General features: G+C 36.6%; 19 protein-coding genes. 10 read left to right on the top strand and 9 right to left on the bottom strand.

Annotation, left to right across the window (positions count from 1 at the left end; translation table 11 throughout):
- Position 1 precedes the first annotated feature (1 nt).
- The 4 genes from B7C41_RS14810 to B7C41_RS14825 all read left to right on the top strand — a co-directional run bounded on the left by B7C41_RS14810 (position 2) and on the right by B7C41_RS14825 (position 7576).
- A complete protein-coding gene (locus B7C41_RS14810) occupies positions 2 to 1540 on the top strand; it encodes a class I SAM-dependent DNA methyltransferase (RefSeq protein WP_085299723.1) in 1539 nt (512 codons plus the stop codon).
- A gap of 66 nt (positions 1541 to 1606) precedes the next feature.
- Complete coding sequence (locus tag B7C41_RS14815) at positions 1607 to 3007, top strand: hypothetical protein (protein WP_085299724.1); 1401 nt, start codon at positions 1607 to 1609, stop codon at positions 3005 to 3007.
- Complete coding sequence (locus B7C41_RS14820; RefSeq protein ID WP_085299725.1) at positions 3004 to 4950, top strand: phospholipase D-like domain-containing protein; 1947 nt, start codon at positions 3004 to 3006, stop codon at positions 4948 to 4950. The genes B7C41_RS14815 and B7C41_RS14820 overlap by 4 nt, the downstream gene beginning before the upstream one ends.
- Positions 4940 to 7576, top strand: coding sequence for a DEAD/DEAH box helicase (locus B7C41_RS14825; RefSeq protein WP_085299726.1), 2637 nt, complete (start codon positions 4940 to 4942; stop codon positions 7574 to 7576). The genes B7C41_RS14820 and B7C41_RS14825 overlap by 11 nt, the downstream gene beginning before the upstream one ends.
- Positions 7577 to 7688: 112 nt before the next feature.
- Here the strand turns inward: B7C41_RS14825 and B7C41_RS14830 are convergent, their stop codons facing one another.
- Entirely contained in the window at positions 7689 to 8045 is a 357-nt protein-coding gene (locus tag B7C41_RS14830; RefSeq protein ID WP_085299727.1) for a helix-turn-helix domain-containing protein, read from the bottom strand.
- A 118-nt stretch (positions 8046 to 8163) separates the two neighbouring features.
- Between B7C41_RS14830 and B7C41_RS14835 the strand changes: the two genes are divergently transcribed.
- Entirely contained in the window at positions 8164 to 8658 is a 495-nt protein-coding gene (locus B7C41_RS14835; RefSeq protein ID WP_085299728.1) for a C40 family peptidase, read from the top strand.
- A gap of 468 nt (positions 8659 to 9126) precedes the next feature.
- On the opposite strand, the gene B7C41_RS14840 is transcribed toward B7C41_RS14835, so the two are convergent.
- The 5 genes from B7C41_RS14840 to B7C41_RS14865 all read right to left on the bottom strand — a co-directional run bounded on the left by B7C41_RS14840 (position 9127) and on the right by B7C41_RS14865 (position 14693).
- The gene (locus B7C41_RS14840; protein ID WP_158089142.1) at positions 9127 to 9828 is read right to left on the bottom strand and encodes an SGNH/GDSL hydrolase family protein; all 702 of its coding nucleotides are present in this window, start codon (positions 9826 to 9828) and stop codon (positions 9127 to 9129) included.
- Between the two features lie 701 nt (positions 9829 to 10529).
- Positions 10530 to 11093: a PEP-CTERM sorting domain-containing protein gene (locus B7C41_RS14850; RefSeq protein ID WP_085299731.1), complete on the bottom strand. Its 564-nt coding sequence runs from the start codon at positions 11091 to 11093 to the stop codon at positions 10530 to 10532.
- Between the two features lie 367 nt (positions 11094 to 11460).
- Entirely contained in the window at positions 11461 to 11802 is a 342-nt protein-coding gene (locus B7C41_RS14855; RefSeq protein ID WP_085299732.1) for a YdbL family protein, read from the bottom strand.
- Between the two features lie 9 nt (positions 11803 to 11811).
- Complete coding sequence (locus B7C41_RS14860; protein ID WP_085299733.1) at positions 11812 to 11994, bottom strand: YnbE family lipoprotein; 183 nt, start codon at positions 11992 to 11994, stop codon at positions 11812 to 11814.
- 2 nt (positions 11995 to 11996) lie between these two features.
- Positions 11997 to 14693 carry an intermembrane phospholipid transport protein YdbH family protein gene (locus tag B7C41_RS14865; protein WP_085299734.1) on the bottom strand — a complete coding sequence of 899 codons (2697 nt, stop codon included), beginning with the start codon at positions 14691 to 14693 and terminating at the stop codon, positions 11997 to 11999.
- Positions 14694 to 15019: 326 nt separating this feature from the next.
- Between B7C41_RS14865 and B7C41_RS14870 the strand changes: the two genes are divergently transcribed.
- Both B7C41_RS14870 and B7C41_RS20240 read left to right on the top strand, forming a co-directional pair.
- A complete protein-coding gene (locus tag B7C41_RS14870; protein ID WP_085299735.1) occupies positions 15020 to 15697 on the top strand; it encodes an alpha/beta hydrolase in 678 nt (225 codons plus the stop codon).
- A 33-nt stretch (positions 15698 to 15730) separates the two neighbouring features.
- Entirely contained in the window at positions 15731 to 15904 is a 174-nt protein-coding gene (locus tag B7C41_RS20240; protein WP_169712442.1) for a hypothetical protein, read from the top strand.
- 156 nt (positions 15905 to 16060) lie between these two features.
- On the opposite strand, the gene B7C41_RS14875 is transcribed toward B7C41_RS20240, so the two are convergent.
- The 3 genes from B7C41_RS14875 to B7C41_RS14885 form a co-directional block, all read right to left on the bottom strand.
- The gene (locus tag B7C41_RS14875) at positions 16061 to 16654 is read right to left on the bottom strand and encodes a DUF938 domain-containing protein (RefSeq protein ID WP_085299736.1); all 594 of its coding nucleotides are present in this window, start codon (positions 16652 to 16654) and stop codon (positions 16061 to 16063) included.
- A 32-nt stretch (positions 16655 to 16686) separates the two neighbouring features.
- Positions 16687 to 17850 (bottom strand): GNAT family N-acetyltransferase, encoded by a 1164-nt coding sequence (locus B7C41_RS14880; protein WP_085299737.1) that lies wholly within the window; start codon positions 17848 to 17850, stop codon positions 16687 to 16689.
- A 269-nt stretch (positions 17851 to 18119) separates the two neighbouring features.
- The gene (locus tag B7C41_RS14885) at positions 18120 to 20768 is read right to left on the bottom strand and encodes a TonB-dependent receptor (RefSeq protein ID WP_085299738.1); all 2649 of its coding nucleotides are present in this window, start codon (positions 20766 to 20768) and stop codon (positions 18120 to 18122) included.
- A gap of 274 nt (positions 20769 to 21042) precedes the next feature.
- Here B7C41_RS14885 and B7C41_RS14890 point away from each other — a divergent pair, with 274 nt between their 5' ends.
- From B7C41_RS14890 to bufA2, 3 genes are all read left to right on the top strand, one after another.
- Positions 21043 to 21399 carry a DUF2750 domain-containing protein gene (locus tag B7C41_RS14890; RefSeq protein ID WP_085299739.1) on the top strand — a complete coding sequence of 119 codons (357 nt, stop codon included), beginning with the start codon at positions 21043 to 21045 and terminating at the stop codon, positions 21397 to 21399.
- A gap of 597 nt (positions 21400 to 21996) precedes the next feature.
- Positions 21997 to 22599, top strand: coding sequence for an HvfX family Cu-binding RiPP maturation protein (locus B7C41_RS14895; RefSeq protein WP_085299740.1), 603 nt, complete (start codon positions 21997 to 21999; stop codon positions 22597 to 22599).
- A gap of 89 nt (positions 22600 to 22688) precedes the next feature.
- A complete protein-coding gene (bufA2, locus tag B7C41_RS14900; protein ID WP_085299741.1) occupies positions 22689 to 23159 on the top strand; it encodes a BufA2 family periplasmic bufferin-type metallophore in 471 nt (156 codons plus the stop codon).
- Positions 23160 to 23169 lie beyond the last annotated feature (10 nt).

Below are 23169 nucleotides of genomic sequence, written 5' to 3' on the forward strand. Positions count from 1 at the left end.
GATGAATAATGTAAGTACCACAGAAATAGTAAACCGCGTTTGGAATTATGCCCACGTATTACGTGATGAAGGTGTAGGCTATGGGGATTATGTAGAGCAACTCACCTATCTAATTTTCCTTAAAATGACCGCTGAACGAGTTGCAGGTGGTCAAGAAGGCGAAAGTATAGCGACAGAGCAGTGGACCAAGTTAGTGAAACTTGATGGCTCAGATTTAGAAAAAGAGTATCGTCATACGTTAGAAACACTTGGTGAACAAAAAGGTACTTTAGGTACTATTTTCCGTAAAGCTCAGAATAAGATTCAAGACCCTGCTAAGTTAGAGCGCTTAATTGACATGATTAATAAAGAGTCATGGTCCACATTAAGCATTGATGTAAAAGGGGCAATATACGAAGGCCTTTTACAAAAAGGCGCTGAAAGCGAAAAGAAAGGTGCTGGCCAGTACTTTACACCTCGCCCCATTATTGAAGCTATTGTAGAAGTAATGCAACCCCAACCAATGCAGATTATTGCTGACCCTGCATGTGGTACAGGTGGTTTTTTAACAGTTGCCCATGACTATATTACAAACAATAAAGCACGCCCACTTTCTAAAAAAGAAGCGCGCTTTTTAAAGCATGAAGCATTCAGAGGAAACGACATATCTGATTCAGTTGCTCGATTATGTGCAATGAATTTGTATCTTCATGGTATTGGTACTGATGAATGTCCTATATCTACTTCTGATGCCTTAGCAAAAGAAGTTGGCGAAAACAAAGTAGATATGGTGTTAGCAAACCCACCATTTGGTAAGAAAAGTTCAGTTACTATCATTAGTGAAAAAACAGGTAAAGTTGAGAAGGAAAAACTGACGTATGAACGTGATGACTTTTGGGCTGACTCATCAAACAAACAATTAAATTTTGTTCAACACATCGGCAACATGCTGAAAGTTGAAGGCAAGGCAGGTGGTAAAGCTGCGGTTGTTTTACCCGATAATGTTTTATTTGAAGGTGGTGCCGGTGAAACTGTTCGTAAAGAACTGCTTAACCGATTTAATCTTCATACGATTTTAAGGCTTCCAACCGGTATTTTTTACGCGCAGGGGGTTAAAGCGAATGTTTTGTTTTTTGATGCTAAGCCCGCGTCAAAAAAAGCATGGACCGAAAATGTGTGGGTTTATGATTTTAGAACCAACGTGCACATGACACTTAAAACTAAAAAATTAACACGTTCAGACTTTGATGAATTTGTAGACTTATTCTCAGCTTCAGACATTAAAAAACGCATTTCAAATTGGAAAGAAGAAGAGCGCGAAGAAGATGGCGGCCCAGGTCCTGATGGTCGCTGGCGTAAGTTCAGTTACGATGAAATTATTGCCCGCGATAAAACCAACCTTGATATATCTTGGTTAAAAGATGATTCGTTAGAAGATACAGAAAACCTTCAGCCACCCGCTGTTATAGCCAGTGAAATTGTCGAGCTGCTTACTGCAGCTTTAGAAGAGTTCAAAAGTGTAGAAGAAGCACTTGTTGACGATGATGAAGACGAAGTTTAATAAATAATAGAAAGGTAATTATGTAAAAACACATAGTTACCTTTCCTTCAATAAATGGATTTTTTCTTGTATTTAAAAAGATTTTTTACTGAATATGATGATTCATTAACACATACGTTAAATATTGACCCATTGGGCATGACAGTCATTTGGTCAGCGTTTGGTCAAAAAATATTTAACAACAGAGTCAGCTCTATTTCAAATGATGTACGTAATTACACGCTTAACTTGGTACATCACTTAGCGATTAAAGAACTGGTTGAATCAGGACTTACCCTTCAAGGGCAACTTGCCCATCTATACCCTCAAACAGATGTTCTTGAATTCAAACAAGCTTGTTTAATTCATGCAGAAAATCTATTCGTATACTCAATTTTAACCAGTGAAAAGCCAGTAGATACGTTTGGTATTCTAGGGGCTTCAAAAGGGCGAGCAAAATTAGGTAAAGGAGAAGGGATCACATTAAAATTTTCCCATACTGAAGTTAGCCACTTGTTAGTGCGTCAATTAACATTAGGGGTAAGTGGCCGTTATAAAACCCCGTTTATCGATATGAAATTCTTCGATAAAGATTACCGGTATAAGCACCCTAAATATGTTGAACAGTGGAATAAAACTTCCAAATTTATAAATAGTTGTGAAGAGTTGAAAAAAGTTAAAGACTTATTGATTGTTCATTTCAAAAAACTATTAAAAAGTACTCATAAGAAACCGACAATAAATTTTGATGAAGTACCTATGGAGTTAAATAACGCTTATCAAACGGCATTTAACTCTGCTAAGCACGTTGGCTCTATGTGTAAGGATTTTTGGCTTGATGTTTCTGAACTAAATATCGGTGCAGCTGGTTGTTTGTATGAGGTGATTCAAGCTAATGAAGAGCAAATTAATCGACAACAGGTATTTGAACAGGCACTGAGTTTAACTACAGATTTCGAAGTAAAAACAAAATTACAAAACATTATTGATATTGAACCATTTCTTGCTGAATGTGACCTGTTGTTTACGCTATTAATGAGTCAGCGAAAGCAAACAATACAAAATGTCTTAGAAAGTTATCAATTGCTAGGGCGAGATATTAATACATTACCGTCATTAGCGAGAGCACTTGTAGATAATATTCAAGTGAAAAATGTATTGGGAACTACTGCAAAAGGGCGATTTGAATCGTTATTAAAACTTTCAATGATAGCGCAAGGTGATGATGAAGATATTCTTAAAAGTATCATTTCTGTTTTGCTAAAATACCATGAAAGTATTATGTCTAAGCGAGGGCAAAGTGTCTGGGTTGAAAATGATGCGAATGGGAATTTCAGTTGCAACGTTAAGTTATCTAAGGTGCCTTCTGTTGAGAAAAGGCCTACAGCTACATGGTATCATCGATATTACCTTAGTGAATTTAAACAGCTTATTCATGGATTAGAAGGTCAGAAAGAAATAAAAGATATTGAGGCTGATGCTGCATGAAACTTTTAGAAGAACTTGCAGAACAAATAAAAGATTTAGGATCAATTAAACGAGTATGGTTCACATCGTTTAACTTAAACTTAGATTTTTTTGAACGACATGTTTTACCGACTATCTTACAAATGGATAAACCTAAAAATCGTATTGATTACGAGTTAATGCAACAGAGAATAAATGGAAGTATTGCTTTAACTGAAGGAACAGAAGCACTAAATAAATTGGATATTGCTATTTTTGCTGACGTTCGAATGTACGATGCTAGCGATTTGAAACGTACCGCTATTGATGTTCATTCTATAAACCCTAGTTTACTAAACAATGCAGTGAACTTTTCGAAGCAGACTCTTTTTCACCCCAAGGTCATTTACTTAGAAGCTGACGATGGTCGTGCAATATTAGGCGCTGGGAGTGCAAATTTAACGTTAAGTGGTTGGTCTAACAATCAGGAAGTCTTTGCGTTTAGAAAGATAGCTTCAAGTGAACAAAAAAAATCGGTTAAGGCTTTCTTTTCTCCCTTGTTCACTTCAATTAATCAGACTGAACAATCAACGTCTATTGCTCGTAAATTGTATTCAGGAGCAGATCAGCAATGGAAGTTTATTCATAGCTTTGCACAGCCTAACTTTTTAGAATCGTTATTTAAAGATTTAGCAAAGAATGAGGAGCATAAACTTGCTGTTTGGTCTCCCTATTTTCCTGCCGACTTACCAAAATACATTTCAAACTTAGAAGCTAAAATTCAGCGTATTACAGGCAACCCGATACCACTTTCATTGCATATTACCCCTGATAGAGTAGAAAATAAGCTCATTAGAACAAAATGGAGTGACGAGCTAGGGCGACTACAAAAATTAGAAAAACTAACTTTTTATAACAATGCGGTTGAAAAGCATGATAGCTGTGATTTATGTCATGCAAAAGTTTGGATGACGCCAGATCGCTTAGCCATTGGCTCATGGAATTTCACTACACCTGGCTCAAATTTATTATTAGGTAACGAGAACGCTCACGTAAATATTGAAGCTGGTTTTGTATTTGAACATGATGAGTTGTTAGATAAGCAACTTGGTAAAAACTTTATTGCTGATACATCTGACTTTATGAACCAAGAAAGTTTAGATAAAGAGGGGTTAGAAGTACCTGAACTATTGCCGTTTGCTATTCAAGTTAGCTTTGACTGGCGGTATCTGAAATACACTGTACACCTTTCAAATGATTCTTCTTTATTAGATGGTTATCAGCTTTTACTTCCGGATATAGATAATTTAATTAATGTCGAGTCGCTTAGCAACGTTACTACAGAGTTTCCTGTAATAAAGCCCCAGTGCTTACTTTCACAACACTCATATGAAGTTCGTCATCATAACCGTATTGTTCACCGTGGATTTATTATTGAAAAGCAAGCCGAACTTCGTCGCGTTGAAGACTTCGATTCGCTAGATGATATTTTTAGTAACTTGATTTCTGGTGCTGAATTGGAGGGTAATGGTAATACATCATTGCGGCGTGAGTTAAATACGGACCAAGATCCGGACGATGATAATATTAATGACTTTACTGATAGTGACGTTAAACCTGTTTCTCTTAGTTATTTTAGAATGTTCCAGGCTTGTGCTGAGTTTGATACTCGCTTGGAAAAAATTAATAGTGTTAGTCTTCTAGAACAATATGCTTTTGTTGTCCCTGGCTGTATGACAGAGCTAAAAGAGAAGATTGGAGTAGAAATAGAACGAGAGGTTAACGTGTTGAACTGGTATATGACACAAGAATATAACTCGTTAGTTAATAAAGCGTTAACCCTAGAAATTGGTATTGATGAAGGACTAAAACTACGTTTGAATTCTTTACTTATTGATATTGAAAAAAACTCTCACGAACCCAAAAAGCTAGGTTCAAAAAAATATCGAAACCTGATTCAGAAAGAGTGCAAATATGTCTCTTGAAAACTGGCCTCCTTTGACTGCGCTGGAAGTGTCCAAATTAATGACTTTCGAAAAAGGTATTACTGATTGGTGCTATCAAATTGATAAACTTGAAGCAGATAAAACAATGGCCGATAAACAGGCTGAAGGTGTTGCTTATCTTTGGAATTTACTCGGAAAAGAAAATTTAGCTATTCTGGCGGATGAAGTAGGAATGGGAAAAACATTCCAAGCGATTGCTTTGATACTGCATTTATGGCTCAGAAAACCTAACGCTAAGGTATTGGTTATAACGCCAAACAAAAACATTTGTGGGCATTGGCGCAATGAATTTAAAAGCTTTATAGCTCATCATTATCATTCGTCAGATATTAAAATTAAATTACCTCAGCCAGAAAGTAATTTAATTAGACTAGTCGACTCAATTAAAGAAAATAGCGATAATATTTTCTTTACAACAGTGCACTCTTTTAGCGGATTAACAAAGGGTTATGAAGGAGATAAAAATTTAGAGGCTTCAAGAGTTGGCTCATTATTGAATGAAAATGTAAGAAGTTACCTTGAAGATGGTGAGTTTGATTTGGTAGTCATAGATGAAGCGCATTACTTTCGGACAATTAATGGTGGTTCACAAAAAGTAAACGCTGCAAAAGCTTTTTTTGGTAGTGGTAAAATGAAGTTATCAAAAAAAGTACTGCTTATGTCTGCTACACCTACCCACTCTTCACCTGCTGATGTTTATAATATTTTGAGCTATTTTTTCCATGAGGAAACCATCAATGTTGGTGGTAAAAAAAGAGATGCGCGGTCTTTACTCGAACAGTTCGCCTTGCGGCGTTTTCGCTTGATGAAAGGCAAAGATAACGCACACCATTCTAAATATGATTATCGAGTAGAGACTGACTTACCTGTTACATTTAAAGATAATCCAGAAGCTGAATTGTTTTTTGGTTTATATCAACGCCAGCTTGTACATAGACTAAAAGAAAGTAGAAAAAGTGGTAATGCAAATAAGCAATATCTTTATGGTTACCTAGAAGGTTTTGAATCGTTTGGGGAGTACGATGAAGAATTACCAAATGACGCTACAGATGATAATGATGCAGAATCGGCGAAAGATTCTTTTAGTAAGGCAACAGACTCAGAAATGCTTCATAGCCTTAGTAAGCAATATTTTGATTGTTTTGGTAAGCATCCAGAGCATCCCAAATATAATGCGTTAGTGAAACAATTTGTTCCTAATACCTTAAGCTATGATGCTTTAGATGACATTAAACACCTTGTTTTTGTGCGCCGTATACCATCTGTGCGTGAATTAACTAAACGTACCAATAGCTCTTATGATGAACTCTTCGCCCCCCAAATAGCTAAAGCTATTGGCTTGAGTAAAAAGCAAATTAGAGAGTGGAAAAAAAGTAAGTGGGACCGTGAGTTGTTTAATAAATGGCAACGAGCAGAGGATGTATTAGAGGAAGCTGACGGTTCCAATGATGACCAATTAGACCAAAAACTGACTTCAAAAGTCGCTAATCTGTTTGTAGTGAAAAAAGACGAAAAAAATACTGTTTGTACAAATGTTGCGCTGAGATTTAAAAAGCCTGAAAGTATCTTCTCATTATTCTTAGAGCCTCTTAAAGATTATTTAACTGGTGATTATACATACCACTTTGAACATGATTCAGCGGGAAAATCCCGTGCTTTATATTCTAGTGCCGCATTACATGCAAGAATAGGTAAATGTAGCCAAATACCAGAGCAAACAAATATAGTTAAAGGTGGGTTTAATGTTACGACTATATGGGCTGATATTATTCCATTATTAGCGCCTGAGCAGCAATCGAAGTTAACAATATGGAAAAAGAATGATGAAAGAATATTAGAGAATTTTGCTAACTACCTAAAGGCAGGCCTTCTACATGCAAGTCCTGTAATGATTGAATTGTTTATTTGGTATTCTACGTTTGAAAAGCAACAGAAAATAAAAAAGGTTAAAAGTGCAGAGGTACGATACAAAAAATTTATAACTTATGTGAAACCTAAATTAAAAAAATCTTGGTTGCTTTGGTATTTCAATGCTGCGATTAAAACGTTTGAAGATGTTTGTGAAAAAATTGAGGGCGTAAATATCAACGACTCTGAGAATAAATGGAATTCGTTAAAAACACTGACTTCTCCATCTGCATTTGCAAGTGGTCAATCTGGAAATAGGCAGAGGCTAATAACCGGTTTTAACTCACCTTTTTACCCTAATGTATTAGTCGCTACCTCAGTGTTTCAGGAAGGGGTTAATTTACATATGCAATGTAATAGTGTTCATCACTACGGCATAGCAGGAAACCCAGGGGATAATGAGCAAAGAGTCGGACGACTAGATCGATTGTTTGGCAAAGTAAATCGCTCTCTTCAAGAGAACGATAGTGCTGAGCTTAGTATTAATTACCCATATCTAAAAAACTCATTTGATGAAGATCAGTTAGCATCATTCGTTGAAAGGAAATTCGTTGCTGAAGAAAAGTTGGATGCTTGCTTAGATGTTCGTTCGTCTAATGAAATCGATGGTAAAAAGGCAGGTAATTGGAAAGAGTTTCTAAAAAAACCAGATAAAGAAAGGCGAGAAGTTAATGACCCATACCCACCGAAGCTTTAATACAAATTTTATATGAAGCCATTTAAGGCTTAAATGATGTTATCTGCGAGACTATAGGGTGGTTACACAGATTTAGTTACAGGGTCGGTCTATCTACATCAAAAGGGAATTATTATTTCCCTTTTGTCAAAAACAACGTCAATAAAGCTCCAATAGCAGCACCAGTTAATACAGCTCCAGATGTATTGGCTTCTTTGGTGGTTGTAACGTTAACAGCGTCCTCTGTACTAAATGCTTCTACTCCCTTTGAAGCTTTAGAAATTATATTTTCAGGTTTAACCCCTAGCGCACCACAAACGACAAACAATTGGTCAATAGTGATCATGGCTTTGCCTTTCTCTAGCCTTGATAGCACAGGTTGAGATATACCAGTAGCGGTCGAGATCTCCGATTGTTCCTTTCCTAATTCTTTTCTAATGCTTTCTAGTTCAAACCCAACTAATGCGTTGTAGGTTATTTGTTGATTCATAGCAAATTCTCAAAATCAATTATTGACAACTATCCGATATAAGGATAGTATCCGTTTTGTGGTGTATATTCGTATTTAGAATATATGTATTTTTTAACGTAATATAAGGATAACAGAAATGTTGTTGAATGAGAATATGTTTACTGAGCAACTATTAGTATCAGTGACAAAGGTGTATAGAAAGAAAGTGTCTGGTTTAGTAGCTCATGCAGGATTAATGCTTAATTTCGAGCAGGGTGAGCAATTGGTTTTGCATACGAATCCAGAAAGAAATACTCATCTAAGTACTATTGAAGAGTTTTCAGATGGAGAACGCCTCGTAATAAAAGAATGCTTTAGTGCTACACAGGAGGTTGTAGAGAGAATTCAGAGTAGGTTGTTTACTGATTTGAAATATAGCGTATTTAATAATTGTGAGCATTTGGTGAATGAGGTTCTTACTGGTCTCCCAACAAGCGAACAATTAAAAACATCGTTAACTGTATCACTGGTTGGAACGGCCGTAGTTGCATGTAAAGCTGCGAATCGTAATGCAACAACCCTAATAATCGCAGCGTTAGTATTTGGAGGGCTAGGACTTTATTTAGAGAAACAAAACCAGTTGTCTTCGTAATAAAATGAATAACGAATTTTGTGAGGTTTTGCTGAAACTACCAAAGTTTCATAATTCTAGGCAGTTATGATACAAGGTGTTGATTTTTCTTGGGTTTCCTCGTAAGTTATTGAAAGTCCAATCGTTAAAGGTGTGTGCATCACAGAGTGCATCATGCCTGGCTTTAATTATATTTAATTACTATTAATCAACTGCTTATTTTTCAAAGCTCATAATCGTGCCAGAGGATTGTTGCTTGGTTATTTTTATCCATAACTGTCTGTTTTTGTCTTTAGCTAGTTGTTTTTATCGTAAAAATAAAATTTTCGATGATTGTTTTATTCAGTTTAATACAAAGTTGTTTAGCTTTGTCTATCAAATCTGTACACATAAAAGTGTCCAGAAAAAATGAGTTTAACAAAAACGAAATTCAATAAGATATTTGATGGTTATCATGATAAAGCTTTTGAGCTTGTAGATCGAGACACTTTAAGTGTGCTCGTTTTTGTAAAGGAAACATTCATTAGCGGTTTGTTGCGCCCAGGCACTGTATGCCAGTTCAGAAGGGTGAATACCGTCTTTTGCTAGATACTCAGGCTTAAAGGGCAAGTCAAATTTCAGTATCGTATTCTTCTGTTCACACGCTAGCGCCGTTATCATTAACTCATTGAGTTTATTAGCTTGCTTACCTAAGAAGAAGTTCAAAGGGAAAGGGATTGCCTTAAACTTTTCCATTGGCGGTACACCGGAAAATATCACATTAGGAGCGCCGAATTTAGTTTTTAATATATGCGCGATCGTGGTTATATTTTTTGACCACTGTTTGGCTCGTGTTAAGCCAGTTACATCATTCACGCCAACAGAAATCAGTACATAGTTGAATTGTTGTGAAGGTAGTGCGTTAAGCTCGGCGATAAGGTCAGATGAAGTGAAACCGGTACGGGCAACTAATAACCAATTTACTCGGTGTTTTTCAGCAAGACTTGTAGTTAATTGCCCACTTATTGCTTGCGCTTGTTTTGTTACTCCAACGCCTGCTGCGGCAGAGTCCCCAACAATCAGTAAACGCAATTCACTTCCGTCACCACAATATCCTGAGCGTTCGCCGTCCGGCTCAGGTAAGCGCAGTACGGTTAACCTTACTGCAATGGCTTGCAGCAATAATAAAGGGAATATTAATGCTGTAACCATAACGTTGCAGAATAAGTTTAGCTTCAACTTTAAACTCAATCTCATTTGCCTAGCCTAATATAAATATTGTACCCGCTGACACTTTAGCTACTTTTATTCATAAAATGAAGCTTAGTGCTTATTCTTTGATATTTTGTACCAATTACTGCCTGTTGACTTTTGAATAGTGTGCAAAAGTGAAATATTTGAGTAGATCATCACGAGTCAATAATGCTGAGTTATTTGGCTTAACCCGTGTTGATATTATTTATAATACAGCGTTGTAATTTTTAGTGACTTGATCAATTAAGTTATTGTAACTGGGAATATTATTATGTGATTGGACAATAAAACAATGTGAATTTAAATCCAAGCTTGAAGCTAACAATGTTTAGGTGACGCTGATGTTATGGCAGAATAAGACGCTAAATGTGCAACTTAACAAAGAACACTTGTTGCTGCGATGTAGTATACGAATAACATTGAAAAGTACTTTGTATAAGAGCGAACTGATTTATTTTCATCTAATCGCTTGGGTTTCAGCATATAACAAATTGAAATTTTTAAATGTTGAAGTTGGAGATGTGTGTCGATGAATAAGCTACGTGCTAGGTTCAGTGTTTATATTCTGTTTCCACATGGACTATTGGGAATAGAATGCGATCAAAAAAGCCAATTAATTGAATGTTAATTGGCTTTAAATATTAAGTTTTATGTAGGCGTTAATATGTTCTTTTGTTACGACGTTTTATCGTAGTGAAACCTAGAGCTGCTAGCATTAAAAGCACTAAAGAAGAAGGCTCTGGTACATTAATTACAGCAGGTAAGTTCGATACATTCGTTACTGTTAAAGACGCATCACGTATATGTAATCTATGACCACCACCACCACCTACAACATAACCGATTTCAAGAGTTGTTGGCGAAGAGGGAGCAAGAGATAATGTATTGACGGCTATTAATTCAGCACGTGTGATAGTAACTGATTCACTGAGCAAACGATGGTTAGCCAGAAGGCCTGAAGAAAGCCAATCAAAATTGTTTAGGCGAAAATTTATTTGGCCTTTTCTATTGCCCCAACCTTGGTCATACCAATCAAGAGATAAGGTCAGGGAATAAAAATCATCAGTAACATTAACAGTAAACCAACTTTGGGTATTATTACTTACAATTGAGGAATTAACATCCAATATATCATAGTTTTCTATTAGACCAGCTTGTGCGTTATTGATAAAACCAATAAGCAAAATTAGTGGGCAGAGTATCTTCTTAAGTAAATGGTTCAATTTTATTCCTATTTATAACTTAGACAACATATACTGAACGTGCAAAGCATTAAGTATGCCAATATTTTATTTTTGTTGCAATTCATATCACTAAGTCATGTTGACAGGTCAACCAGGTATGAAGTGTTAAAAAATATGACAACGGAATTATGGTGACATTAACTGATTGATTTTTAAGTGAAAATTTGGTTTTATGCTTGTTTTTGTTGTTAAGGCAGAAAAATGACATTAGCGTGCATATAAAGTAATAAAACTTTGTATGGAAAGGGCATAAGGCTGTAGTTAAATTGTTTATAAACCGAATGTCATGGCTAGTTTGTTGAGAAGAGATTATAGGCTACGAGTGGTAGTTCCTAGCCTATACTTTTTATTTTTTAATCCACTTTCCTGAAGTGTTTTTGATAAAGTGCCCAGATTGAGTTTTTGCTAAGGCTTTTTTACCTGCTAACGCAGTAACTTGCTGTATGGTAATTTTGTTTTTACGCGCTAAATTAATATAAATGCTTTTGCGTTTTTTATTAACACTCTCCACCAAGCTTTTAGCTTCAGCACTTTCAACAACCATGCCTAAGTAACCATTTTGCATTTCACCAACTAGACCTTGTTTTTTTGCGTCGCCAAGTGAAATTGCCCAAGCTGAAAAAGTCATTGCTGAGACTAAAACAGCACAGGTTAGTTTTTTTATAAATTTTTTGGTTAAATTATTCATTACATCTCCTTAAAATACGTCGCTTTCGTCACTAAATATGTCGTCTAGTTCTTTATCTACTTTGACCTTTATTTCATGATCAATTTTTAAATTTAAATTAATCGTGATTGGCTCTTTTGCGCTAACTTCTATTTTATGTGTGCAGGCACTCATTATAAAAATAGCTAATACTGCGGTTAGTATTTTACTCATACTTACTCCTTATTTTTTTGTAAACCTTTGATAATACTTTCTTCAAAACGTTGTGTTATTGACAAGGATTCAAGTAATCCTAGCAAGTCGTAACTTAAATTCAAATTGAGATTAACATCGTTATCGATATCGGGATTGCGACCTTTTATTACTGTTTCCAAAAGCATATAACCGTCGTCCGCCATAGAAACCTCAGAAGAAAGCTGATGGTAGTGCAAATTTTGCAGTGCATCAAACGCCAATTGCAGCTGACTATTACTCGCTTTTAGCTCGGCTACCGCAGGGTTGTTAATGACCTGAATTAAGCCATTACTAATATTGTGTAGTTCACCGTCTACAATAATATATTTTTCACCATCAAATGTAACGGGTAGTTGTCCTGAAATATCCCCAGTAACAACAATACCTTGCTTCTTGTCTAATGCTAATACTTGCTCTAAGTCTATACTTTCAAGCTGAACGTTTACTGAATGGCCGTGCTCAAAAGGCCATTGTAATTTTGTAATGGAAAAACTGCCACCTAAAACATCTGCTTTAAGTTTACTGGCTGAAAACGCAAAGCTTTTATTAAAAGTCCAACTAGTATTAATGGAAAGCTTTGAAATTGGCGTTGCAGTTTCAATTAACTCAACGGTTAAGTTTTCTTCTGTATTAGGTGTCGTGGTTATTTTTCCGGCCAGTAAGGTGAAATGTTGTTGCCAATTCAGCTCTTGCAGCCAAATACCATCAATATCACCACTGAGCGATGTCACTGCGACAGAGGTACTAAGTGGTGTGTTTTTAATGTCATTAAAGTTTGTTATTTGGCCGGATACGCTGTAATCCAATAAGCCGTCAACTAGTTCAATTTTAGTTGGCAGCTGTATATTTAATGACAATAAATTAGTTAGTTGCAAACCCTTGGCAGCGACTTGTACTTTAGGCGCTAGCACAGGACCAGAAATGACAATAGTGCCAAGGTTAACGCCGTCAGCATTGGCAGTGGCATCAATTTTAATGTCATCGAGATTACCTTTAATTTCACTAACAAGTTCAAATGATTTTATTTGTAGTGTTTTTGGGACCTTGATTTGTGATGCTTGGCTGCGTGCTTTTACATTCATGCTAAGTATATTATTCTCTAGCAGTTGCAAATTTCCCTCAAGCGTTGATGACAACGTTTTCAGGCTAATTAACATATTGGATTTTTCGATTGCACTAAGGCTTGCCTGCACATACTCTTTTTTATTGTTAACTTCCTGCTTAGCTTTTGGTTTAGTTTTCGACTTAGCTTTGGACTTATTTTTTTGCTTGGCGTTCTTCGTTGCCAAAGTAATATTTTTCGCAGTAATGATGGAGTTTTTAGTTAAGTTAAGCGCTATTTTTTGTTCGCTCTTTTGTAGTCCCCCTTCTAAATGCACAGAAACGGGGGCAGTGGTAAATGACGCTATATCAGCTAATCTAATTTCGCTATCGACAATAAAGCTTTCTATCGCTAAGTCACTACTAGGCAGTGAGAAAGTCACCTTGTTAAGCTCAACAAGGTGAGCCCGTTCATCACCGCTAGCCTTAACTTTAACACCGCTAAGGCTTACTTGCTTGTTGTCTAGGCTAACCGCTGTGCTGTCTGCTAGCGTCAACTTGAGGTTACCCAAGGGGTTATCTTTAAGTATTGCTATTAATGTTGGAGATATTTCATGGTCTTCTAACATTGAAATAAGGTGGGTTTGGCTATAATCCAATGCAAGAGTATTTGCTTCTATAAAGCTTAGTGTTATTTCAATATTAGGGCTGCTTAACTTTTCGTTAGCAGACAACTGTAATTGACTCCTGAAATTCAATGTACTAGTTAGTTTGAATGGCCCACTATTATTTATGCCACTTTTTGAAATGATTGCTAGTTTAGCAATTCTATTATGTACACTAAGTTTATTATTTTGATATGTTATTACTGTATTGATATCACCCGATATTTCACTATTGCTTAAGGTATTTTGTAGCGTAGGCGCTAAAGGGAGTTGGTGTGTATTGAGGAATTTTTTCAGTAAATTTAGCTTGCCGCTTAAATCGATGGCGAAACCTTCTTCATATTTTATTTTTTTACTGTCGATATTACTATTGTCTAATTTAGCGTTAATAAACTCAATGTTATCGGCATTTCTTAACGAAAAATAAATCATATCGCCTATAGCTGACAAATTGGCTGTGTAACTGCTTACCTGGTGCTCTTGGTTAGATGTACTTGAACTACTGATTGCATTAAAAGGCAAGTATTCAAGTTGAGTTACATTGAGATTAACAGGTAACTTTAATTGACTAATTTGATTAATATAAGACTGTAATGTTGACGATATTTGACTGTTTTTGTTCGTCTTGTCGTTTTGATTAGCATTATTTTGGTTGGAAAATAGGTGCTCAGTGCCTATTATTTGAGCCTGCCTGATATCAACATCTGTTACTTTAAATGTTGACGAATATTGCCATTGCACTGTGGTTTCGAGTATTTCAATATCCGCTTTAGGGCTGTTTAAACATAATCTTTCGATCATGATGTTCATATTGCTAGCAAGGCTAAAGTCTAAGCAGGTGACTTTCATATCAACTAAACTTAATTGCTCTGTCGCTACACTGTTTATAAGTGTTATACGAGCGATATAAGCGGTGGTCAGAATAATGAGCGATAGTAAAACAGCAATTAAAAAAACTTTGAAAAATCGCACCTAGGCTCCCTTGCCTGACATACTTTGCATATTAGGCAAAGTTAATGAGAATAAGCTAATGGTTATAATATTTATGATAATTGATTTATAAAAAACGATAAAATCATACACGATAGAGTAGCTTAATTTTACTCTATCGAATATACCTAGTGGCTAATTGGTTGATAAGGTTATTTCAGTAGTGTTCTTATCTTACGCTATAGGAAGGGCTGAAATATAAACAAAGATTAATAACATCAAAACAATAGATTAAAGTTGTTGTATGAGCTTCTTGAACAACGTTATTATATCGGCAATTTTACAGTAACAAATATTAAGAGATAAGCATGTCTTCAGCTCCGCTAGATCGTATTACTATTGAACCTAATGTACCTGCAACATCATGTGTTGTTTGGCTTCATGGCTTAGGTGACTCAGGTGATGGCTTTGCACCGATTGTACCTGAATTAAAACTCCCCCAAAATCACGCTGTTCGCTTTGTTTTTCCGCATGCTCCTCAACAGGCTGTAACGATTAACCAAGGCTATGTAATGCGTTCGTGGTATGATATTAAAAGTATGGATTTGCATAGCCGTGCTGATATGGACGGCGTATTAGAATCGGAAGTTAAAGTTAAGGCTTTAATAAAAGAGCAAATAGACAGTGGTATCCCTGCCTGCAATATCATTTTAGCCGGTTTTAGCCAAGGTGGAGTCGTGGGGATGTTTACTGGTTTACGCTATCCGGAAAAGCTTGCTGGTATTATGGCGCTATCTTGTTATTTACCTAATGCTGATGCTTTGCCTGAGCAATTGAGTGAGGCCAATAGTGATACAGCTATTTTACAGCAGCATGGCGATAATGATGAAGTTGTGCCGCTGAGCGCAGGTAAAATGGCTAATAGTTTGTTGAAAAAGAAAAACTATCCTGTTAAATGGCAAACATACCCGATGGCGCATAGTGTTCATCCAACGCAAGTTCGTGATATAGCCACTTGGTTAGTAGCTCAGTTAAAGCTTGCTTAAGTCATAGGATTCATTTTGTTATAGGAAAATACTATGTCAGAAGTTAGCGTTAAATTAGTTTTTGAAAAAGAAAATAAAAATAGCATTCGATTCAAAGAAGCCTCAGAGCCAGGCAAAGCTGAAGTATTAGGCAGTGTGTATCTACAAAAATGGGTTGCAGGCAAGGCTAAAGCTATTGAAATAACAGTAAAAGTAGCTGATGAATAACTTCTTAGCTTGAGCTGAGCTTCCTTAATCCCCAAGCAGCTTGAATATGCGGAATCCTGCACTTTCAGGCAACCGGTGGTATTGCATAAAAGTATGTGAGTTTCTCGACTAGCCTACTTTTTATTTTGCTTACCCCGGGCTCGGGTTACTTTGATTTCAGCTAAGCTTTGTAAACACTAATAAGCGATTATTAGCAGGCATTTCATGATCTTTGTCTAGCGATAATCCAGCGTTTTTTGCCAATGTTGTTATTGCCTCAATATCACGAATACCACTTTCGCTATCGCGCTCTTTTAGCCACTCATTAAAGTTAGCGTTGCTTTTGCTAGTAAATTTTCCCTGATAATTAAATGGTCCATAAATACAACATTTCCCCGCAGTGGCTAAGTGTTGCGATACACCTTGGAAAAATGCTTGTACTAAAGGCCAACTAATAATATGTAAGGTATTTGCGCTGTAAATGGCGTCAACTTGTGTAATTGGCCAAGGATTATTTAAATCGAGTTCGATGGGAGTAAATAAATTAACTGATGGATATTCGTTCAGCCATTGATGTATACCTTGATGATTGTTAATAACGTCACTGGTTTGCCATGATAACCACGGCATATTTTCAGCAAAATGTACCGCATGTTGGCCAGTACCTGAGCCAACTTCTAATAAATTTCTACTATTTGTAAAACTATCTGCTAAGAACGGCAAAATAAAGGCTTTGTTATTCTCGCAGGCCTGTGAATAGGGTTTGTTCATACGTTAATTACTCTTGAATGTGGCTGTTTTGTTTATTTACTATCTTTTTGACTGTGCCTAAAAGGCAATTGTTTCTGGCATTGCTGTAGATAGTTACGCATTTGCTCTTGCTCTTGTAAACAATAGGCTTTAATTGCGGGCCTAAATGCTTCATGTTTAATCCAATGATAAGAAGTTGTTAATTTTGGTTCAAAACCGCGTTGAATCTTATGCTCTCCCTGAGTACCAGGGTGAAATAAGCTCAGACTATTTTCAATACAAAACTCGATGCCTTGGTAGTAACACAATTCGAAATGTAGATTGCTATAGGGCTTCGTGCAACCCCAATAACGACCGTACAAGCAGTCGTTATCATAAAAAAACCAAGCACATGCGACATCTTCTCCATTACAGTTGGCGACGATTAATAAGATATTATCTGGTAGCTGCTTAATGACGGCTTGAAAAAATTGCAAGGTTAAATGCGGTGTGTGACCACGCTTCAAATAAGTTAGCTGATAGGCTAAGTAAAAAAAGGCTAACTCTTTTTCATTAATATCAGCGCCTTTAATACGTCTAACGTTAATACCTTGCAGGCCAATAGAAAGGCGTTCTTTGCGAGTGTTTTTTCTTTTTCTGGCGGTAAAGCTAGCTAAAAAGTCATCAAAGTCTCGATAACCATTATTAAGCCAGTGAAATTGTACGGTATTACGTTGGTAGACATTTTCAGGACTGTGCTGTGGTGATTGTTCAAGCTGATCTTCAGCTTGGCAATATAATAAATGCCAACTATTAATCTCTGATTGCTGACAATGCTCGCTCAAATAGGGAAATAGATCATTAACCCTAAGGTTTTGAGATAATAATTTATCGCTAGTTACGGGGGTAAAAGGCGCGGTAGCAACTAATTTAGGGTAGTAGGGCACATTGTGTTGTTGATAAGCATCGGCCCATGCCCAGTCAAAAACATATTCACCCCAGGAATGTGATTTGATGTACATCGGTAATATAGCGTCAACTTTATTAGTCTTTTTGTTGTTATGATCACTATTTAATTGCAGGTGGTGAGGTTGCCAGCCTTTAGCTTTAGAAACTGAACTACTGCATTCCAAGCATTTGAAAAATTGATAACTTGAAAATACCGATGACTCTCTGTTTAGTCTTTGCCAATCCTGTTCATTAATATCAGCAATGCTGCTTGCAATTTCAATTTTCAAACGAGTTTTCTATTACTTAACCGAAGAGTAATTGAAGCTTAACAGATGATTTGGATAATTTTAGTGTTTATATTGTCTAACTTTTGCCTTTATACGTTCTTAGAGTTGCCATAGAAGCGGTAAATATTGAAACTTAAATATTTAATTAAAGCTTAGAGTAAAGGTTTTTAATTACTATAAAGCCACTGGTGATTGTCCAGCGGCTTTATTAGTTAATATGTTTTTAGAACGAGTGGCCTTATGCTCTACTGCATATTAATGTTACAGCATTAAAAGTCGTAATTTACTTTTACATATCCCCGACGACCAATGGTATCGTAAGTAAATACGTCAGTATTAGCGTCATTCGTTGAAGTTAAAAATGGTGGTTGTTTGTCAAAAATATTATCAATACCAGCTGAAAATATTAAATCGTTGGACATGGCATAGCTTGCTTGGATGTCATGGTAGAAGACACTCGGTACTGAACTACCGATAGGACCACCACCATTTTCATCGTCAGCTTTGCCGATATAGCGAATGCTATAGTTAAACTTATAGTCTTGCGTTGCTACTGATATTTGGATATTACTTTTCCATTTAGAAAAACTGCCGCGGTCAGCGGTTATTTTACCTAAAAGTACTTCAGTTTCTGCGCCATCAAAAGCGGTATTTTCATGGTTTAATAAACGCGTTACGTCCCAGTTTAGTGCTAATTGATAACTGTTATACTCAGTTTTATATTTTACATTAACGTCAATACCTGCAACCTTTTCATTAGCGGCATTCATTGGACGCTTTTCAATTTCTGTCACTTGATATGTATTCTCATCACGGACAATATTATTACAGTATTCAGCATAAGCAACGGGGTCTGAATAACATAAACGTAGCATGTTTGACCCAGCAACTGAATTAATGGCGTTGTCTATTTCAATATCAAAATAATCTACTGTAACGGCTAAATCGTCGGCATATGGGCTTTGCCATACAGCACCTAATGTTAAAGTATTTGCTCGTTCTGGCGCTACACTAGGGTTGCCACCGACGCTGGTTTTAACCGTTGAACCATCTTGTGTAAAATTAACCGGAACACCGGCAGCAACACAATTGTTTTTAATTGCACCTGTAGCGCCCGCACAGGGGTCAACAGTAATAAGGTTTTCAGTATTTGTGCCACCAAATAACTCTGTAATAGTGGGTGTTCTAAATGCTGAAGAGCGCACACCTCTAAGCATGAACGTGTCGTTAATACGCCATGTTAAGCCGAGTTTAAACGTTGTATCAGAGTCAAATGTTGAATAATCTGAATAACGTAATGCAACGTCAGCTGCTAAATTTTCTGCCCAAGTAGTATTGCGTGCAAGCGGTACTGCAAACTCAATATAAGCTTCTTTTACTTGATAAGCGCCGGAAATAGCGTCCTCATCGCCATTTTGCTGGGCAACGGTGTCGGGCTTACGCCAGCCTTTTTCGTCGCGTTGCTCGATACCTGCAGCAAAAGCTAAAGTTCCGGTATCAAGCTCCATTAGGTCTCCGGTTAATTGGCCAGTCCAAGCGCGTAATTCGTTACCGCCACTACCCTCTCGTCGATAAGTGACATAATCGATCACTTCTTGAGAAAGTTCTCCAATACCAAAGTAGTCACCACATGGAATCGCTGCATCAACCTCAGTGCTACATACTGAACTGTCTAATGTCTGTGCCACGCGAGCATCATTAAAGTCATAGCTCCAACCATCAGTACCAGTATTTCGGCCATAGCTATAACTTAGCTGCCACTGCCAATCGTTAGCTAATTCACCATTAAGCATAAAGTTTGTTTGTAAAGTATTGGTTTCTTGAAAGAATTCAGGATTGTTAACTTCAACATTACGACGATTTTTTAAGGTTAAATCTTGGCCTGTTGGGTTGTAAATAAAATCACTGGCAACGTTCACTTTTGCAAAGCCACGTGGAGTAACAATTTGGCTAGAGCGACGATTTGCATAAATAAGTTCGGTACTTAATTGCACATCTTCGTTTACTTCGTAGTTCAGCAAAGTTGCAATGTTAAAGCGTTTCATCGGGCTATATGAGTTTAATGACTCGAACCAATTATAACCGTGTTCGCTATTATTATAAGTTGAATAGCTATTACCGTCAGCCATCGGGTTTTGATTAAATTGTACTTCACTTCCGTCAGAAAGTGTTGCGCGGCCACCAATCGTTGAACCTGAATAGAAGCACTCGAGCTTGCCGTCAACTTCTGTTAATGGGCAAGAGTTACGTTCTGACTGTAGCGCATTGCCAGTGTTAACATAGTTGGCATTCACTACTATGTTACCGCGGTCAAAGTTACCACCTAAAGTTAAGTTTACTTCTTGGTTTTCCGCATCACCTTTATCGCTAGCCCCCGTTTTTATCGTCAACTGCGCACCAGAGAAATCGTCTTTAGTAATAATGTTAACGACGCCAGCAATAGCGTCTGCTCCATATATCGCTGAGGCGCCATCTTTTAAAACTTCAACGCGTTTGATTAAGTTAATAGGGATCATATTCAGATCTGGGCTATCGTTTGCACCAGTGCCGCCAGCAACAATACGGCGGCCATTTAATAATACTAAAGTACGTTTAATACCAAGCCCGCGTAAATTTATTTGTGCGGTTGCATAGCCGTTGCTGGTCCAATAAGCATTGGTTGCGTTGCCTGCGGGGCCAGCGGCGGCCGTCATTTCTTGTAACAATTCTTCTACGCTAGAAATTCCAGAAAAAGCAATTTGTTTGGCATCAATAACGGTAACTGGGCTAGCAGATTCAAGATCAACTTGTTTGATATGCGAGCCAGTGATCTCGATTCGTTCGGTGGTTTGGCTATCTATTTCTTCGGCATTAACGTTAAAAGCAGAGATAAAAGCGATCGAGCAGCAAACACTTAAATAAGATTTTTTTAATAACATGGATAAACTCTATGGTAACAAATAATAATTGCGGCAACTATATCCGAAAAGTTCAACTTTTTACTGCGACATAATGTCGCACTTGTTATTGATTTATAACGTTAATTGCCTTTATTTGATTTGAAATAAGTTATTGAGTCGGTTGATGGAATTAGCAGCAGAAATTATTAAAATAAATGCTTGTTAATATTTATTAATGCTGGCTAAAGCTGCGTTGAGTAATATGATTTCCCCCCGTATAATAATGACAAAACTTTTAAGGTAACCTGATATTATGTCAACAGTAAGTGTACTTAGTACTTTTATAAAGCAAATTAAAGAAATACAAACTTTTTGGGCATTACAAGATAAAAGTAGTGAAGATTGGGTTGTTCTTGATTCTGTTAACTTTGAAAATACTGAAGTTATGCCCCTTTGGTCAACTGAAGCTTTAGCTAAAAAACATTGTGTAGAAGAATGGGCTGACTATGTTCCGGCGGCTATTAGTGTTGCTGATTGGATGGAGTTTTGGGTCGAAGACTTACTTGAAGATGGAGTTATTATTGGACTTGATTGGCAAGAAAGTGCAGATTGTTTTGAATTAGAGTTACCTGAATTTACCCAAGCACTAGCAGAAATTGAAACATTATAATTTAGTTAAAGTTTAGTAACTGACGACAAATCCTGCTCCATAAGGTATTAGCAATGAGCCGATGTTAATGATTAGTCTTCATTATTTTCGGCTTATTTTAATTACTTTTTATTTACACTCTAGAAAACTTCCCACCCTTAATACTGTTTATAATTGATTATCTACGTATAAACTGCAGAAATTTTCGACGTTTTTAAATTAAATTTAATTAAATTTATTTAGAAATATTTAATTATTTCACTGTATTTTCATCAAGCTTTCCTGAACCATTATTATTTATATAATTTCCTGATATTCACACCTTGTTTTTTTATTTCTTTAAATTCAATTGACTAAGTTTTTTTTTGCGAGCGTTTATACATAATGTTTGCATCTGTTTTTTTATCGAATTGCTATGAACTGTTAAGAGCGGTTTATATTTCAAATATTTTTTTTTGATATATTTTTCGATGATTTCTAAATAAAGTGATGAAATTACTCAATAACTTGTCGGGTCAAATTAAGCAGTTACCATGAGTGTCTTGTCATATTATTTAGTAGACTAGTGACAAATTGGGCTAAAGTTAAACTTAACGTTTTAAAAGAACAGGAATAAACATGGTTAAAACAATATTGGAAAAAGGCTACGGCTTACTAAATTCGAGCAAAAAATTGGATTTTCTTGCACCGTTATTGATGCGTTTGTATTTAGTACCTATTTTTTGGATGGCGGGAACACATAAGATTGAAGGTTTTGACAATATTGTGCAGTGGTTTGGCAATGATGATTGGGGCTTAGGGCTACCATTCCCATTTCTTTTAGCCATTTTAGCTATTGGTGCTGAAGTTGTTGGTGCTATCGCTTTATTATTGGGTTTTGGCGTACGTTTGATGGCAGTTCCTATGATGTTTACGATGATTATAGCGATGACTTCAGTTCATGGACAATATGGTTGGCAAGCGATTGCAGATGCTAATGCCCCGTTTTCTACTGAACGTGTACAGGCATCGGTTGAGAAAAAAGAAATTATTATTTCTATTTTACAAGAGCATGGTAACTACGAGTGGCTAACTAGCAGCGGTAATATTACTATTTTAAATAATGGTATTGAGTTTGCTGCGACTTATTTCATTATGTTATTGGCATTATTTTTTATCGGCGGTGGACGCTATGTCAGCCTCGACTACTGGTTTAAACGAAAAGTATTGCCAAAGGCATAAGAACGTATCACTTGAAGTAGTATAAACAAGCGATACGGACACAACTAACTTACAAAGATAATAATTCAATAGAACAATCGGAGAATATGATGAACCACAACACTAAAACTAAATTTCAAGGTGCTGCTGTTGCACTTGCTGTAGCTGGCTTAATGGGCTGTTCAGCTGTTTCAGCTGATTCATCTAGTAAAACTGCTGCATCAGGTAGTAATACTGCTGAACTAGCACATTGTTACGGCGTTAATAAATGTAACGGTCACAATGACTGTAAAACTGCTGAAAATGCCTGTAAAGGCCAAGCTGCTTGTAAAGGTCATGGTTTTGTTGCTATGGATACCAAAACTTGTGGTGACATTGGTGGTAAAGTAAAGGACGATTGGCGTGGAGACGTTAACACAGCTGAATTAACACATTGTTACGGTGTTAATGTTTGTAAAGGCCACAATGACTGTAAAACGGCTGAAAATGCTTGTAAAGGTCAAGCTGCATGTAAAGGACATGGCTTTGTCGCTCTTTCAGCGCAAACTTGTGACGATGTTGGAGGCACAGTTGGCGAATAAGCAAACTGCC

Origin of the sequence: Cognaticolwellia mytili (assembly GCF_002104475.1) — a bacterium.
GTDB classification, from domain to species: Bacteria; Pseudomonadota; Gammaproteobacteria; order Enterobacterales; family Alteromonadaceae; genus Cognaticolwellia; species Cognaticolwellia mytili.